At 66.0% G+C, this 12,552-nt stretch carries 13 protein-coding genes; 11 read left to right on the forward strand and 2 right to left on the reverse strand.

The window, feature by feature from the left end; all coding sequences use genetic code 11:
- The 3 genes from I55_RS13550 to I55_RS13560 all read left to right on the forward strand — a co-directional run.
- The coding region (locus I55_RS13550; protein ID WP_044561113.1) for a HAMP domain-containing sensor histidine kinase at positions 1 to 855 on the forward strand (855 nt) is incomplete at its 5' end.
- Positions 842 to 1,399, forward strand: coding sequence for a response regulator transcription factor (locus tag I55_RS13555; protein ID WP_044561114.1), 558 nt, complete (start codon positions 842 to 844; stop codon positions 1,397 to 1,399). The genes I55_RS13550 and I55_RS13555, both read left to right, overlap by 14 nt.
- Positions 1,400 to 1,631: 232 nt before the next feature.
- Positions 1,632 to 2,396 carry an SDR family NAD(P)-dependent oxidoreductase gene (locus tag I55_RS13560; protein ID WP_044561115.1) on the forward strand — a complete coding sequence of 255 codons (765 nt, stop codon included), beginning with the start codon at positions 1,632 to 1,634 and terminating at the stop codon, positions 2,394 to 2,396.
- Here I55_RS13560 and I55_RS13565 read toward each other — a convergent pair.
- Positions 2,386 to 3,312, reverse strand: a complete 927-nt coding sequence (locus I55_RS13565; RefSeq protein ID WP_044561116.1) for a LysR family transcriptional regulator — start codon at positions 3,310 to 3,312, stop codon at positions 2,386 to 2,388. The two genes, I55_RS13560 and I55_RS13565, sit on opposite strands and share 11 nt — an antisense overlap.
- Before the next feature lie 146 nt (positions 3,313 to 3,458).
- On the opposite strand from I55_RS13565, the gene I55_RS13570 reads away from it, so the two are divergent.
- From I55_RS13570 to I55_RS13580, 3 genes are all read left to right on the forward strand, one after another.
- Complete coding sequence (locus I55_RS13570) at positions 3,459 to 4,157, forward strand: pirin family protein (protein ID WP_044561117.1); 699 nt, start codon at positions 3,459 to 3,461, stop codon at positions 4,155 to 4,157.
- A 255-nt stretch (positions 4,158 to 4,412) separates the two neighbouring features.
- On the forward strand, positions 4,413 to 4,874 hold the full coding sequence (locus tag I55_RS13575; RefSeq protein ID WP_044561118.1) for a Dps family protein: 462 nt from the start codon (positions 4,413 to 4,415) through the stop codon (positions 4,872 to 4,874).
- A gap of 376 nt (positions 4,875 to 5,250) precedes the next feature.
- A complete protein-coding gene (locus I55_RS13580; RefSeq protein ID WP_199902586.1) occupies positions 5,251 to 6,081 on the forward strand; it encodes an alpha/beta fold hydrolase in 831 nt (276 codons plus the stop codon).
- A gap of 98 nt (positions 6,082 to 6,179) precedes the next feature.
- On the opposite strand, the gene I55_RS13585 is transcribed toward I55_RS13580, so the two are convergent.
- On the reverse strand, positions 6,180 to 7,289 hold the full coding sequence (locus I55_RS13585) for a glycosyl hydrolase family 28-related protein (RefSeq protein ID WP_199902585.1): 1,110 nt from the start codon (positions 7,287 to 7,289) through the stop codon (positions 6,180 to 6,182).
- Positions 7,290 to 8,155: 866 nt separating this feature from the next.
- Between I55_RS13585 and I55_RS13590 the strand changes: the two genes are divergently transcribed.
- The 5 genes from I55_RS13590 to I55_RS34455 all read left to right on the forward strand — a co-directional run.
- Entirely contained in the window at positions 8,156 to 8,695 is a 540-nt protein-coding gene (locus I55_RS13590; RefSeq protein ID WP_148293710.1) for a hypothetical protein, read from the forward strand.
- Positions 8,631 to 9,515, forward strand: a complete 885-nt coding sequence (locus tag I55_RS35905; protein WP_148293711.1) for a response regulator transcription factor — start codon at positions 8,631 to 8,633, stop codon at positions 9,513 to 9,515. The genes I55_RS13590 and I55_RS35905 overlap by 65 nt, the downstream gene beginning before the upstream one ends.
- The gene (locus tag I55_RS13600; RefSeq protein ID WP_159107189.1) at positions 9,442 to 10,986 is read left to right on the forward strand and encodes a HAMP domain-containing sensor histidine kinase; all 1,545 of its coding nucleotides are present in this window, start codon (positions 9,442 to 9,444) and stop codon (positions 10,984 to 10,986) included. Before I55_RS35905 ends, I55_RS13600 begins: the two co-directional genes overlap by 74 nt.
- 142 nt (positions 10,987 to 11,128) lie before the next feature.
- The gene (locus I55_RS13605) at positions 11,129 to 12,286 is read left to right on the forward strand and encodes a sulfatase-like hydrolase/transferase (RefSeq protein WP_083901089.1); all 1,158 of its coding nucleotides are present in this window, start codon (positions 11,129 to 11,131) and stop codon (positions 12,284 to 12,286) included.
- Positions 12,287 to 12,369: 83 nt separating this feature from the next.
- Positions 12,370 to 12,552: SDR family NAD(P)-dependent oxidoreductase (locus I55_RS34455; RefSeq protein WP_148293712.1), on the forward strand; the 183-nt coding region annotated here is incomplete at its 3' end.

Genomic DNA, 12,552 nt, shown 5'->3' on the forward strand with positions numbered 1-12,552 from the left:
GCTGGCGGCGCCTGGCCCCGGGTGTTCGATCTGTACCTGGCGGGAACCTTCATCTGCTTCCTGCTGGCGTCGGTGCTGGCGGTCAGCTTCGTCGCCCGCATCAACGGCAACCTGCGCCAACGCGACGCGCGCCTGTCGGACCTGCGGCAGAAGTCGGTGGAGGAGGACCACATCGTGCGCATGGGCCTGCTGGCGTCAGGGGCCGCGCATGAACTGGGCACCCCGCTGGCGACCCTGTCAGTCATCCTGAACGACTGGCAGCACATGCCCGCCGCCGCCGGGAACGCCGAACTGCTGGACGATGTGGCGGAGATGCAGGCGGCCCTCGCCCGCTGCAAGGAGATCGTGTCCCGCATCTTGCTGACGGCGGGCACGGCTCGGGGTGAAGGGGCGGCGCGCACCACCCTGGTGCGCTTCCTGGACACCGTGGTCGCCGACTGGCGTCAAGCGCACGCCGACCGGAAGATCGAATACACCAACCACATCACCGATGATGTGGCCATCGTGTCCGACACCGCGATCAAGCAAAGTCTGTTCAACATCTTCGACAACGCGGTGGAGGCCAGCCCCACCTGGGTCGGCATCGACGTCGCGTGCCATGACGGGGTGCTGACCGTGACGGTGCAGGACCGGGGCCCCGGCTTCGCGCCAGACATCCTGGCGCGTTTCGGCAAGCCCTACCAGTCCACCAAGGACAAACCTGGTCGCGGACTTGGCCTCTTCCTTACGGTCAATGTGGCGCGCAAACTGGGTGGGCGGGTAACCGCCGACAACAACCCAGCCGGCGGGGCGACCGTGGAACTGCGCTTGCCCATCGACCCGCTGGTGATCGAGGATGCCGATGACGGACGATAGCTCATTTGGGGACGACGACGCCCCCGTCCTGCTGATCGTGGAGGACGACCCCTCCTTCGGCCGCGCGCTGAAACGGTCGTTCGAGCGGCGCGGCTATCACGTGGTGAGCACCGACCGGGCGGAGGCCCTGCCCGACCTGCTGGCGGCCGAAGCGCCGGATTTCGCCGTGGTCGACCTGAAGCTGGCTGGCGCCTCAGGCCTGGAATGCGTGAAGACCCTGCACGCGCACGATCCGGAAATGAAGATCGTGGTGCTGACCGGCTTCGCCAGCATCGCCACAGCGGTGGAGGCCATCAAGCTGGGCGCCTGCCACTACCTGGCCAAGCCGTCCAACACCGACGACATCGAGGCCGCCTTCGGCCGTAGCGAGGGCGACAGCGGCGTCAGCCTCAGCAGCCGCGCCACCTCCATCAAGACGCTGGAGTGGGAGCGCATCCACGAGACCCTGGCCGACACCGGCTTCAACGTCTCCGAAGCCGCCCGCCGCCTGGGCATGCACCGCCGCACCCTGGCCCGCAAGCTGGCGAAGCAGCGGGTGAGTTGATTTTAACGGCATGAGCCATCGGCTCATGTAGGCCCCGACCGGGGCCGCCGGAGCGTTCTGGGGAGCGTAGCGGACTGGAACGCGAGGATCAGCCAAGGCCACGGATGTGGCCGCCCGGCGTCTGAGGGGGATCTTTAATCAGTCAAGATTAAAGATCCTTGCGCGAATCCTGGTTGACGGCACAACCTTAATAGACGGCAATGGGCCCCACGAAAAAGACGGGAGGGGTGCCATGGATCTGTTCAGCCTGGCGGGCAAGCGCGCGCTCATCACCGGGTCCACGCGCGGCCTTGGCCATGCCATCGCCCTGGAAATGGCCCGCGCCGGCGCCGCCGTCCTCATCTCCAGCGAGGTGCCGGAGGATTGCCGGCGGGTGGCGGCGGAGTTCCAGGCCCAGGGGCTGGATGCCCAGCCCCTCCCCTGCGATGTGGCCGATGACGACGCCCTGGACGCCTTGGCCACGGCGGCGGAGGCGATGCCCGGCGGCGTCGGCATCTTGGTCTGCAATGCCGGCCTGAACCTGCACAACGGCCCCAGCGCCGAGACGCCGGACGCGGCCTATGAGCGCGTCATGGCCATCAACCTGCGCAGTGTCTTCCGCCTGTGCAACCGCATCGTCCCGGCCATGGCGGCGCGGGGCGACGGCGCCGTCATCCTGATGTCCAGCCTGTCGGGCCTGCGCGGCAACCGCAGCCTGGGCGTCTATTCCATGACCAAGGCGGCCCTGGCCCAGATGGCGCGCAACCTGGCGGTGGAATATGGGCCGCGCAACGTGCGGGTCAACGCCATCAGCCCCGGCCTGATCGACACCGATCTGTCGGCCGTGTTCAAGGCCGACCCCGCCCGCCTGGAAAAGCGCATGAGCCAGACGCCGCTGCGCCGCATGGGCACGCCCCGGGAGGTCGCCGGCACCGCCGTCTATCTGGCCTCCGCCGCCGGCGCCTTCGTCACCGGCCACAATCTGGTGGTGGACGGCGGCACCCTGATCACGGATTGAAGTCCCGCGTCCAGGGGGCCGAGCCGGCGGTGAAGCGGCGCGCCAGGAAGTCCAACAGAACGGCCACGCGGGCGGCGCGAGGGCCGCCGGCCGGCGTCACCAGGTTGATGGCCAGGGGCGGCGGTGACCAGTCCGGCAGGGCGATCACCAGGCGGCCGTCCCGCACCGCCTCCCACGCCAGGAAGTCCGGCTGCATGGCGATGCCCAGGCCGGCCAGCAGCGCGTCCTGCAAGGCGTCGGCGTTGGTGGCGCTCAAGGGGCCTTTGACCCGCACCGACTCCTCCGTGCCGTCCAGGTGGGCGAAGCGCCACGTCTCCCCCGTCGCCAGATAGCTGTAAACCAGGCAGGCGTGATCCTTCAGGTCGCGCGGACGGGTGGGCAGGCCCCGGCGGGCGAAGTACGCGGGCGCCCCCACCACCCAGCGCCGCACCGGGCACAGCCGCCGGGTGATCAGGCTGGAATCCGCCAGTTCCGCGATGCGCAGCGCCACGTCCACGCCGCCGGCCACCAGATCAACCAGCCGGTCGTCCAGCTGCAGGTCCACCGTCACGTCCGGATAGGCCGCCAGGAAGTCCGGCAGGGCCGGCGCCACGTGGCGCACGCCGAAGGACATGGGGGCGGCCAGCCGCACCCGTCCGTGCGGCTGGCTGGATTTGGCCTGGGCCTCGGCCTCCACCGCCTCCCCCTCCGCCAGGATCTGGGCGGCGCGCACCGCCAGCACCCGCCCCGTCTCGGTCAGGGAGAAGCGGCGGGAGGTGCGGTGGACCAGCCGTTCGCCCAACCGTTCCTCCAGCCGCTTCACCGCCTTCGACACCGTGGCGTTGGATAGGCCGAAGTCGCTGGCGGCGGCGGCGAAGGACCCTGTCTCCGCCACCTTGGCGAAGATGGCCCAGGCCTCAAGGTCGGGAAGGGACATGGGGGAAGCTCCGGCGCCATGACATCAAAAATGGAAACGATGAAGTTCCATAGTTTCTATTTTCGTCGTCGTCAATCAGGCCCATCTTAAGTCCTGTCAGCGGCGCCCATCGGCACCGCGCAGAAGTGAAAGCAAGGAGTTGCGTCATGATTGACCGTCGTCCGTTCGCCAAGCTGGGTGGCGCCAACCATGGTTGGCTGAAGGCCAAGCACCATTTCTCGTTTGCCAGCTACTACGATCCCAGCCGGATGAACTGGGGCGCCCTGCGGGTCTGGAACGATGACGAGATCGCGTCCAAATCCGGCTTCCCGCCGCACCCGCATGCGGATATGGAGATCATCACCTATGTCCGGGACGGCGCCATCACCCACCAGGACAGCCAGGGCAATGAAGGCCGGACGGAGGCCGGCGACGTGCAGGTGATGTCCGCCGGTTCCGGCATCCGCCACTCGGAGTACAATCTGGAGGATGAGACCACCCGCATCTTCCAGATCTGGATCCAGCCGGAAACGCGGGGCGGCACGCCGTCCTGGGGTGCCAAGCCCTTCCCCAAGGCCGACCGCTCCGGCAAGTTCGTCACGCTGGCCAGCGGCTATCCGGAGGATGAGGGGGCCCTGCCCATCCGTGCCAAGGCCCGGGTGATGGGCGCCACGGTGAAGGCGGGTGAGCGGGTCAGTCTGACCCTGGATCCCAGCCGCCATGTCTACCTGGTTCCCGCCAAGGGCGTGGTGGAGATCGACGGCGTCCGCATCGAGGCGCGCGACGGTGCCGCCATCACCGACCAGTCCGTGGTCGAGGTGGTGGGCGTGGAGGATGCCGAGGTGGTGTTGGTCGACGCCGCCTGACGGCTTGGGGCGCCCACATCGGGCGCCCCTTCTCAAAAAGCAATGCTCTTCCTGGGCTTATATCCCTTGGCCGGGGACCATGCGCCGCCTTGGAACGTCGGGTGCGGACCCTAAATCTATGCTGCCGGCCAGCTTTCCACGGTCGGCCCCGATTATAGGCGCGCAACCTACAAGACCGGGGCAAGCCTTCAAGACGGTGACCGGGACAGGCTGCTAGCCCCTGCGCATCCATTTTCCTGACGGGAGATCCGATCGATGAGCACCAAGCCGAATTTCCAGGGTGTACCGGGCGCGTTGACGCCGCTGCTGGCCGACATGTTCGCCTTGTACCTGAAGACCAAGAACTTCCACTGGCACATCTCCGGCCCGCACTTCCGGGAATATCATCTCCTGCTGGATGCCCAGGCGGCGGAGATCTTCGCGACCACCGACGCCATCGCCGAGCGGGTGCGCAAGGTGGGCGGCACCACCCTGAAGTCCATCGGCCAGATCGCCAAGCTGCAGCGCATCAAGGATAACGACGCCGAGAAGGTGGGCGCCCTGGACATGCTGCGCGAACTGCACGACGACAACGTCACCCTGGCCGGCATCCTGCGCGAGGCGCACGAGGTCTGTGACGAGGCGGGCGACGTCGCCTCCGCCAGCCTGCTGGAAAACTGGATCGACGAGGCGGAGGAGCGCGCCTGGTTCCTGGCCGAGACCATCAGCGCCGATTGAGGAAGCCAAGTTCCCGTGCGCCCCTTCGGCCGGGAAACTATTTCTGCGCACAATTCAACAAATCACGCGCATCCCTGCAAGGCGCCGGTCCCCGCAGCCTTTACCTTGGGCATCGCGGGGGCCGGTACCGGTTCCGCAGATCCGAAGGAACAGCAGGGACATGACACTGGATAGCGAACAGACGGCAGCCGACACCAACCCGTCCCCCTCCGGGCCGGACGCCTCCCGCCGCGCCGTGCTGATGGGCGGCAGCGCCCTGGCCGCGCTGGTGATCCTGCCCGCCAGCGCGGCCACCGCGCTGGCCGCACCCACCGAATCCCCTTCCCCCACCCACGGCCCCACCCACGGCCACGCCGCCGGCAAAGGAACCCATTCCATGAGCTTCATCACCACCAAAGACGGCACCCAGATCTTCTACAAGGATTGGGGTCCCAAGACCGCCCAGCCCATCGTCTTCCATCATGGCTGGCCGCTCAGCGCGGATGACTGGGACAACCAGATGATGTTCTTCCTGGGCCAGGGCTACCGCGTCATCGCCCATGACCGCCGTGGCCACGGCCGGTCCAGCCAGACCGACACCGGCAACGAGATGGACACCTACGCCGCCGACGTCATCGCGCTGGCCGCGGCCCTCGATCTGAAGAACGCCATCCATATCGGTCATTCCACCGGCGGCGGTGAGGTGGCGCACTACGTAGCCCGCGCCGAAAAGGGCCGGGTGGCCAAGGCAGTGCTGATCGGCGCCGTGCCCCCCATAATGGTGAAGTCCGACAAGAACCCGGGCGGCCTGCCGCTGGAGGTGTTCGACGGCTTCCGCAGCAGCCTGGTGGCCAACCGCGCCCAGTTCTACCGCGACATTCCGGCCGGCCCGTTCTATGGCTTCAACCGCCCGGGCGCCAAGGTATCGGAAGGCGTCGTCGACAACTGGTGGCGGCAGGGCATGATGGGGGGCATCAAAGCCCACTACGACTGCATCAAAGCCTTCTCGGAAACCGACTTCACCGAAGACCTGAAGAAGATGGACGTGCCCGTGCTGATCATGCACGGCGATGACGACCAGATCGTCCCCATCGCCGACTCCGCCCTGTTGTCCGCCAAGCTGGTGAAGAACGGCACGCTGAAGGTCTACAAGGGCTTCCCCCACGGCATGGCGACCACCCACGCCGACACCATCAACGCCGATCTGCTGGCCTTCATCAAAGGCTGACCGGCCTGGTGGCAGGGCCCGGTTCGATCAGGGGGCGTGGACCACGGGTCCGCGCCCCCTTTTCATAAGGACACCCGGGTTGGCCCTGAAAAGGTTCATCAGGATGATGTCACCGTGGCCTTCAAGCTGAGCGTGCCCTTGGGCGAGGTACCGGAACAATTCTCCGCCGTCCAGGTGATGGCGGTGCCGCTGACCACATCGAAGCCGCCACCGGATTGCCGCATCAGCACGTGGCCGGCGGCATTGCCGTTCACCTGGGCCAGGCGCGACTTGCCGGTGGTGGCCATGGCGCCCCCCGATGACTGGTCGCAGTTGTCCAGCACGGACAGTGTGCTGAACCAGCCGCGCACCAGGTACGTCGCCCCGCCCCCCTCGTTATAGCCGGTGCAATTGCGCATGCGGACCTGCACCAGGCCATAGACGTGGGCCCCATTCGGGTCCCCGGGGGAAAGGGAACGGCAGTTGTTCTCAAACCCCACCTGTTCGATGGCGGCGCCGCTGGAGGTACCGTTGTTGTAATAGAAGCCGTAACTGCCGTTGTCGCGACAGTAGCCGCCGAAGATACGCACGTCGGTGGTGCCGCCGTAGGTGGAATCGAAGTTGGTGGCCATCATGCCGCACTTCGTGTTCTGGGCGAAGAAGCAGCCGACAACGGTGATGGCGGAACAGATACCGCCCTTGGACTGGGCGAAGACCGCGCCGTTCTGCTTGCAGTCCTGGAAGAAGCAGCCGATCAACAGGCTTTCGAAGACATTGCCCTCGAACAGCAGGCCATTCAGGCCGGCACCCTCCACACACAGGCCGTCCAGCGTCACGTTGTAGAAGAAGTAGGAACTGCCGTAGGCGATGATGCGCAGGCCGTTGCCGTCCTTGCCCGTGCCCAGGATCTTCATGGCGCCCAGGATGCGGAAGTAACGCACCGTGTTCACCGCCTGCAGGCTCATGATGTCGGTGCCGTTGGTGATGAACGACACCAGGGTGGCGCCCTGCGCCTGCAAACCCCAGGGCCTGCCCGCGTCCTGCGTCGACACGAAAGAGATGGTCTTGGCGATGGCATAGGTGCCGGCGGGCACGATAACCATCAGGCCCTTGGTCGCGGCGGCGGCCAGGGCCTTGGAAAAGGCGGCGCTGTCATCAGTGACGCCGTCGCCGACGGCGCCATAGTCATAGATGGTGGGGGTGGCCTTGGTGGTGGTGGCCTGGGCCACCTGAACATACCCTTCGGTGGTATCAGGCCCCGCTAACGTATCAGGGACCGGCGACGCACCCGCGCGCGCGGCGGCAGACAAGCCGAAGGGCAGCGCGGCACCGGCCGCGATCAAATGTCGGCGATCCATGTTTTACCTCGCTGCAGATCTCTAGAAGTCCCGCCGCTGCCCTGGATGAAGACGGAATTTCCCCGGCTGGAGGGAAGTTCCGCACTAAGGCGCGCGAAGCCGAAGCGGGTAGAGAACTTCGGTTCTCTTTCGGCGTGGCCGATACCAGAATTCACCGCCAGAAACCGCATCGCAAGACCAAAAAGACGGCCATCGATGTAGCATTCGACATACCCCTGAGAGCAAATACCTCCGCCTGATATGCCCGATGCCCCCGGTCGATAAATCGGTGCAGGTATTGGGCATATACCCCACAGCCTTGGGCATATGCCACCCGCGTCGTGTGACGAAACTGTGTTCACCGAATGCCCAATGGCGGCCGCGCTGCATTGCACGTCATTGTTTCCGTGCTTGCGAACAACGCCAATCCGAATGATAGATTGTGTTTATGCTAAATTAGATGTAACTGACGGTTGCTTGATCACCGGCGGGTTGCCGGTAGTTCCAGGCGATCGAAGGGCCTTGAACGGTAGGCAGCGGACGTTCCCACCGCCACGGTGATGCCATTATCCCGTGCCACGAAGGGGCGGACGGCTTCTGAACCATAAAACAGGGTGACGGCCCCTGCCTACCGGGGACCGCACGCCCATGAAGGCAGGCTCCCCGGGAGGGACCACCCCAATTAGACGCGTGACCGGCCCCGGTTCCCCCCGGGCGCACGGGCTGACGGAGGTCGTCCCTTATGGAGGTTTTCTGTGGTGCGCGCGAAACTCTGGCAACGGGCAGGCCTATCCGGGCTGATGCTACTGTCGGGCTGCACTGCCTGGTTGCCCCCGTGGGAGCAGGCCAAGCCGGCCCCGCAAAAGATCGCGGTGACCCGTCCGGCCCCCACCCGCGCCAAGGCGCCCGCCGCCAACCCGGCGGCTGGTGACAGCGCCGGCGGCACCCGCACGGCCGCCGCACGGCGGCCGTCCGGCGCGCCCAACACCCCCACCTCCCCCTCAACCGCCATGGCCGCCAACGCCGCGGCGGTTGCCCTGCCCGACGTCGACCTGGTCGGCCTGGACGAATCCCAGTTGCAGGCCCTGATGGGCCCCCCCTCTTCCCAGCAGGATCTGGCCCCCGGGAAGGAATGGCTCTACCGGCATGGGGCCTGCACCGTCGACCTGACACTGTACCCAGACATCAAGACGCAGGCTTACCGCGTCCTCAGCTATGAGGTGACAAGTGACAATGACACCGGCGACCGCAAACGCTACTGCCTGGCCGACATCCGGGCCGTGGCTCAAGCCAAATGACGTCCTGCCGGCCGTTCCGGCCCGCGTGGTCTTGGTTGACGATGACGACGCCTTTCGCGAGGCGGCGATGGGTGAGTTGGAGGACCTGGGCTTCAGCGTCACGGGTTTTCCCGACGCCAAGTCGCTGATCGCCTTCCTGGCGGCCGAGGACGGGTCGAGCCTGGATGATGGGGCCGCCGACATCCTGGTCATCGACTGGTGCCTGGAACGGACGCTGGGCATAGACCTGCTGCCGGACCTGCGGCGGCGCGGCTGCCGTATCCCGGTGATCTTCCTGACCGGCATGACCATGCCCGCCAACGAGACGCTGGCGCTGGACCGTGGCGCGGTCGACTTCATCGACAAGACGCGCGGCATGTCGGTGCTGGCCCGCCGCATCCGCCTGATCGTGCAGCCCCCGGCAGCCGCGGCACCGACCCCGACGGTGAAGGCGGGCGATGAGATCATATGCGGAAAGCTTACCCTTAAGCCTAAGGTGAACCGAGCCTTTTGGCAGGGTCGTGACGTGATGCTTACGGTTACCGAATTTAGTATCGTCGAATTCATGGTGGCCAATCTGGGCGAGCACGTGACTTACCGGGCCATCTACGACCGCGTGCATTGGAGCGGTTTCATCGCCGGCAGCGGCGACGATGGCTTCCGGACCAACGTGCGCTCGTCGATCAAGCGGATCCGGAGCAAGTTCAATGCTATCGATCGTGGCTTTGCGGAAATTGAGAATTTCGCGGCCTTCGGCTACCGATGGCGTGACCCGGCATCCATTGACGCCAACGCGGCTGAGATGGGCCGCCCGCAGGATATCCGGATCACTCACGGTTAGGCTGGGCTTCCTGCTCACCATCTTCGCCGCCCTTCCCTTCATCCTGTACGGCCAGTTCGAGACGGCGGATCGAAAGGAAAGGGAGATTGTCACCAAGAACCTCCGGTACAGCAGCTGGCTGATCGCCCAGGCCTTGCAGCCGCTGCTGAACCGGGAAAGCGGCCCCCCCACCACGTCCTTGAACGAGGAGCTGGCCAAGTACGACGGTGACGGCACCAACCTGAAACTGATGTTCCAGCCCAAGGGTGGGGCCGCCGGCCAGGACGGCGGCTTCTACTTTTTGGCGTCGGCGCCCAGGGTCGGCGCGGCCGACCTGGGTGCCACGCTGGACAACCTTCAGCGCCACGGCATCGTCTCCCAGGTGGCGGAAAGCTGCACCTGGGACAAGCCGGTGGACATCCGCTACACCCAGCCGACGGGGCATGAGGAGATCCTGACCTCCGTCATCCCGATCCAAAGCCGCTGGGGCTGCTGGGTCCTGGTTTCCTCCCATGTCACGTCGGAACTGTTGGCCACCGCCATCGGCCGTCCCTATTGGCAGACACCGCAGGTGCGGCTCTCGCTGATGCTGTACCTGGCCGTGGCCGTTGTGGCCCTGCTGACCGCCCTGTCGGTGCGGCGCCACATCCGCCATTTCCGACACGTCGCGCGCGAAATCCGCCAGGGCCGGGTGGCCGGCAACACCTTCGCCAGCCGCAACGCCATCCCTGAATTGGACAGCGTGGCCCAGGACTTCGACGGTCTGGTGCACGACCTGCACCATGTGGCTGGTGTCATCCGCCAGACGGCGGAGGACAACGCCCATTCCTTCAAGGGTCCGGTCGCCACCATCCAGGCCTGCCTGGAACCGCTGAAACGCCTGGTGCCACCGGAGCATGCGCGCGGGAAGCGCGCGGCGGAACTGATCGAGCTGTCGCTGGACCGGCTGAAAGCCCTCATCTCCGCCTCGCAGTGCCTGGATAACACCATGGCGGACATGATCGAATCGCCGCGTGAGAGCGTGGACCTGACAACCATCGTGGCCGACATCCTGAAAAGCTACCGCGAGGTCCTGGTGGCGCGGCAAATCCGGCTCAGCCGGCAACTGCAGCCCGATGTGCATGTCCGCGCCGGCAAGGTGGCCCTTGCGGTGGTGGTGGAGAACATCCTGGACAACGCCGTCAGCTTCACGCCCGACGCGGGCGCCATCGCCGTCCGCCTGTCGGAGGAGGAGGACACGGTGACCCTGACCATCGAGGACACGGGGCCGGGTATCGCCCCCGACAAAATCGACAACATCTTCGACCGCTATTTCTCCCTGCGGCCCCCCGATCACGCGCGGCGCGACGCCAAGGTCGGGTCGCCCGGCCATGCCGGTCTGGGCCTGTGGATCGTGAAGCGCAATGTGGAGGCGCTGGGCGGCACGGTCACCGCCACCAACCGCATCGGCGGCGGCCTGAAGGTGCAGATCGCGCTGCCGTCCGTAGCGTAACGGCTAATCAATACAACCATAACGGGATATTCCTTGGCGAAACCATGTCGCGTCTTTATAGTGTCTCCAGCCGCTAAAGCCCGCACTGGTTGTCCAACCGCGATGACACCACGGGCGCGGCCTTCCACGGGAGGAAAGCGCCATGGGCACGAGCCCCAACATCCTGCTGGTCACCAGCGACCAATACCGGTTCCCCCGCTTCTCCTACGGGGCCGAGGGCGGCTTCGCCGAGGCGCTTAAGCGCATCCTCGGCTTCCAAGGAACGGTGGGGCCGGACGATCCCTACGCCGAGTTCTTTCCCGGTTTGCTGCGCCTGCGCAAAAACGCGGTGGTGCTGCGCAACCATACGATCGCCGCCAGCGCCTGCACGCCCAGCCGGGCCACGATCTACACCGGCCAATACGGCACGCGCACCGGCGTGACGCAGACCGATGGCCTGTTCAAGAGCGGTGATGCCGCCAACTTCCCCTGGCTGGCGGCCGACGGTATCCCCACCCTGGGCAGCTGGATGCGGGCCGCCGGCTACAGCACCCATTACTTCGGCAAATGGCATGTGAGCAACCCGCCGGACCACAGCCTGCAGGCCTATGGCTTCGACGATTGGGAGGAGTCCTATCCCGAGCCGCACGGCGCCTCACCCAACAATCTGGGCACCTACCGCGACATCGGCTTCGCCGATTCCGTATGCAATTTCCTGCGCCGCAAGGCGCTGGGCCTGGACTATGACCGCGCCGCCGCCATCAAGAGCGAGAAGGCACCCAACCAGCCGGCGCCGGACGCGTCAAACGCCCGCCCCTGGTTCGCCGTCGCCTCCTTCGCCAACCCGCACGACATCGCGACATATCCGGCGGTGATCTCCCAGGCCCTGCCGTCCGACGGCCAAACCCGAACTGGCACCCAGTCGCCCTTCGGCCCCCTGACGGTGCCCCAGCAGGGCGACCGCACGCCCCCGCCCACGGGCGGCACCTTCCAGGTCGCCCTGAACCCTCTGGGCTTTCCGCAGGACTGCGCCCACAACCCGCCCACCCTGGCGGAGGATCTGTCGACGAAGCCGTCCTGCCAACACGACTACGCGTATAAGATGGGTTTGGCCCTGTCGGCCAAGATTGGCTACAATTTCGCAGGCGTCGCGCCGACGGACAAGCTGGACGCGGCCCTGGCCACCACGCTGAAAAGTTGCATCCCCTTCCAGCTGACGTCCGATCCCGCCACTTCGGCACAGGATTTCATCCAGCTCTATGCGTATCTGCATTCCCTGGTCGACACCTGCAACGATAGTTTTCAGTCATTTCTATTTTGAAAAATCGGTTTTGGCGACATCTTTCCCTCATCAGCCGCCCGCCACTGGGCGGAACAACACAAAATACTGAAAGGAAAGACGAAATGGCTCGCAAGCTTGAAGGTAAGGTCGCGGTCGTTACCGGGGGCACCAGCGGCATCGGCCTGGGCACCGCCAAGGCCTTCGCGGCGGAGGGCGCCCGCGTCTTCATCACCGGGCCGGCGCGCGCCGGAACTGCAGGGCGGCGGTGGCGAACATCGGCCCCAACGCCACCGGCATCCAGGCCG

The organism is Azospirillum sp. B4 (genome assembly GCF_000333275.1).
Classification (GTDB): Bacteria; Pseudomonadota; Alphaproteobacteria; order Azospirillales; family Azospirillaceae; genus Nitrospirillum.

Bases quoted from the DNA above. Each gene is read 5' to 3' on its own strand.
- I55_RS13555 (WP_044561114.1), top strand. From the start codon at position 842: ATGACGGACGATAGCTCATTTGGGGACGACGACGCCCCCGTCCTGCTG.
- I55_RS13560 (WP_044561115.1), top strand. From the start codon at position 1,632: ATGGATCTGTTCAGCCTGGCGGGCAAGCGCGCGCTCATCACCGGGTCC.
- I55_RS13565 (WP_044561116.1), bottom strand. From the start codon at position 3,312: ATGTCCCTTCCCGACCTTGAGGCCTGGGCCATCTTCGCCAAGGTGGCG.
- I55_RS13570 (WP_044561117.1), top strand. From the start codon at position 3,459: ATGATTGACCGTCGTCCGTTCGCCAAGCTGGGTGGCGCCAACCATGGT.
- I55_RS13575 (WP_044561118.1), top strand. From the start codon at position 4,413: ATGAGCACCAAGCCGAATTTCCAGGGTGTACCGGGCGCGTTGACGCCG.
- I55_RS13580 (WP_199902586.1), top strand. From the start codon at position 5,251: ATGAGCTTCATCACCACCAAAGACGGCACCCAGATCTTCTACAAGGAT.
- I55_RS35905 (WP_148293711.1), top strand. From the start codon at position 8,631: ATGACACCGGCGACCGCAAACGCTACTGCCTGGCCGACATCCGGGCCG.
- I55_RS13605 (WP_083901089.1), top strand. From the start codon at position 11,129: ATGGGCACGAGCCCCAACATCCTGCTGGTCACCAGCGACCAATACCGG.